Origin of the sequence: Ruminococcus sp. AF31-8BH (assembly GCF_003460605.1) — a bacterium.
GTDB classification, from domain to species: Bacteria; Bacillota; Clostridia; order Lachnospirales; family Lachnospiraceae; genus Blautia_A; species Blautia_A acetigignens.
Map to the genome: position 1 here is coordinate 1 of NZ_QTVN01000041.1, position 2,571 is coordinate 2,571.

Sequence of the window (2,571 nt, forward strand, 5' to 3'; positions counted from 1 at the left end):
TGCAAATTACGTTCAAACGGAATGCCAGTTCCGCTACTGCGGAACGGCTATTCCATTTTTAACGGTACGAAGTACCGCTAGATGATATCATTCTGTTTCACGCATATTTATACCGTTCATTTCCAGACGATATGTATGATGTTTATCTGTGATTCGTGTAAGGCACGCATCAGCGTAGGTATTATCAGCAAACATATCAAACCATGTACTGACTGGAAACTGTGAGATGACTACAGTTGATTTTCTTCCATCCCTGGTGTCAAGGACTTCAAAAAGATCCCGGCATTTATCAAGATCAAGATCCATAAGGCCAAAATCATCGATCACAAGAAGATCCAGCTTGGTCAGCCTATTCAGGTAATCCAGATTTGTGGATTTGATACGTGCCTGTTCCATTTCGCTCATAAGAGTGTTCGCTTTTATATACTTTACACTCTTAGACTGCTTCATTGCAGTTACACAAAAAGCATTGATTAGATAAGTTTTTCCACTGGCGGAAGATCCTGTTACAATGAGATTCTTTCCTTCCTCTATCCAATGGCAGGTACTCAGTCGCTCTATTGTCTGGGTATCAAGCTGACGTTCTGGACGGTAAATAGTTTCGTCAAGATCCGCCGCCGGATATCGCAGATGCGCTTCTTTCATCAGACGATTAAAACGTTTATCTGCCCGCGCCTGCCACTCTGCATCAATCATTGCTGTCATGCGTTCCATAAAAGTGTTCAGATCTGCATTGGGATCTTTCAACTGTTCTTCCAGGATATGTGCCATTTCTGGAACACGGAAACTCTTCAGACGCATGATCAGAGCCTGTTCCTGAGGTGTTAATGTAATGTCATGGGATGAACTCATTTGTATGCCTCCTTTCCACGGATGTTTGTATGGGAAGGAAGTTTTCCGGTTCCGTTTATAGCACTGCTGGAATGATTATTCTGAACCATGCTAAGTACTTTCTTGAAATAAGAATACTTGCAGGCATTGGCTTCTACGCATTTCTCAGCAGCCTCCTGAACCAGCCTGTGAGGAACATCTTTACAGGAATGGAGTACACCGGCACAGCTGTTGTATGCCTGTTCCTCATGCTTGGAACTGCGGAGTATCCTATCAATAAGAGTTACCATAGATTCTCCATAAACAGATGCCCATCGTCTGTAATAAGCTCCGTCATGTGCATTCACTTCTTTGTAATACAGGTGTTCTGGAGGCATATGATTGTCATCTGTAATGTAAAGAGGAAAATCACGGTAAGATCTTGGATGGCGGCAGATCAGCCGGTTATACTCATCACAGATCCGTATCTCCGTCATTGTAGCCTTAAGAATTGCAGGCTTCCCTTTATAGGTATACAATACAGAATAGTAGTGGGCATCATACTCAAGGTGGTAATTATCTGGAACTTTAAGAAAGTATTTATAATCACAAAGTGTATAACTTTCGCCTGGAAGCTGGTTCATACGCGGTTTGTCGTACTTTTCGAATCCATTCATGCGGGATTTCCGAATGTCGGATTTTTTCTGGAAAGGACGCTGGTTGATGTCCGCTACGATCTTTTTGACCGCAGCATTCAGAGCTTCCAGAGAGGTATAAGTATCTTTCTTTAATTCTTCTACCAGATGCGTCTCCAAGAAACGCACATGATTTTCAACTGTTGGTTTGCCTTTCGGTTTCCTTGGTGGTGGCGGCAGAATGATCGTATCATAAAAAGTTTCCAGATCTGAAAAAGCTGACTGCAGCACAAGTTCATCTTTACTATGCCTGGTAACAGCTGTTCTCAGATTGTCCGGGACAAGATATTTAGGAACTGCCCCATAATAAGACAGTGCATGTACTGTGCCGGTAATAAAATGTGGAAGTTTTTCATCCGGAAAGATCTCTGCATAAACAAGGCTGCTAAAACCAAGTGTAGTCGTAAAAATATGAACTTTTCGAAGTTCGCCAGTAGTTGTGTCCAGTAGCAGTTCCGGCTGGTCGCCTATCCAGTCAATATACATCTTTTCACCAGGGATCCGCTCTACAGGCATAGATGTTTTTGAAGTACCATACGTATCTACCAGGAAATCACGATACAGCTTATAAAACTGAGCAAGCTGGTAACCGTTGGGATGCTCTTTTTTATAATCAATCCATAGAAAGCTCAAGTCGGCATGTTTTCCCATTTGGATCATCTGCTCATGTATTTTTTCGAAATCAGGTAATGGAATATCCTTATGTCGAAGGTTTTCTTTTGGATAGATGAGATCAACCACCTTTGAGGTTGGCATTTGTCGAAGATCATCCAATGATAAGCCTGAATCCTTGTAGCGGTTCATGATTAATGCAATCCCGCTTCGTCCAATCCGGTAACGTTTTTGTACGGCGTCATAACTGACTTTACTGAGTCGAAGTTCTATGACTCCAAGAATAGTATTGTAGTCGTGCATAATAGTTCCTCCTTTGCACTGTGATGAATAATAGTTACATCACAATAATAAAGGAAAAACGTACCGCTTTGAGCAGAAAACGCATACCGCTAAATCAGAATGGATGTACCGCTAATTTCAGAATAGGCGTACCGTTCGGGCAGAATTTGCA

Annotated in this window: 2 protein-coding genes; both read right to left on the bottom strand. The window is 42.1% G+C overall.

Annotated features, from left to right (window positions below; all coding sequences use genetic code 11):
- Positions 1 to 87 precede the first annotated feature (87 nt).
- Positions 88 to 852: an ATP-binding protein gene (locus DWZ38_RS21860; protein WP_117855410.1), complete on the bottom strand. Its 765-nt coding sequence runs from the start codon at positions 850 to 852 to the stop codon at positions 88 to 90.
- Positions 849 to 2,420, bottom strand: coding sequence for a DDE-type integrase/transposase/recombinase (locus tag DWZ38_RS21865; RefSeq protein ID WP_117855412.1), 1,572 nt, complete (start codon positions 2,418 to 2,420; stop codon positions 849 to 851). The genes DWZ38_RS21860 and DWZ38_RS21865 overlap by 4 nt, the downstream gene beginning before the upstream one ends.
- Positions 2,421 to 2,571 lie beyond the last annotated feature (151 nt).

Excerpts from the sequence above, each read along its gene's own strand:
- DWZ38_RS21860 (WP_117855410.1), bottom strand. The coding sequence starts at position 852 with ATGAGTTCATCCCATGACATTACATTAACACCTCAGGAACAGGCTCTG.
- DWZ38_RS21865 (WP_117855412.1), bottom strand. The coding sequence starts at position 2,420 with ATGCACGACTACAATACTATTCTTGGAGTCATAGAACTTCGACTCAGT.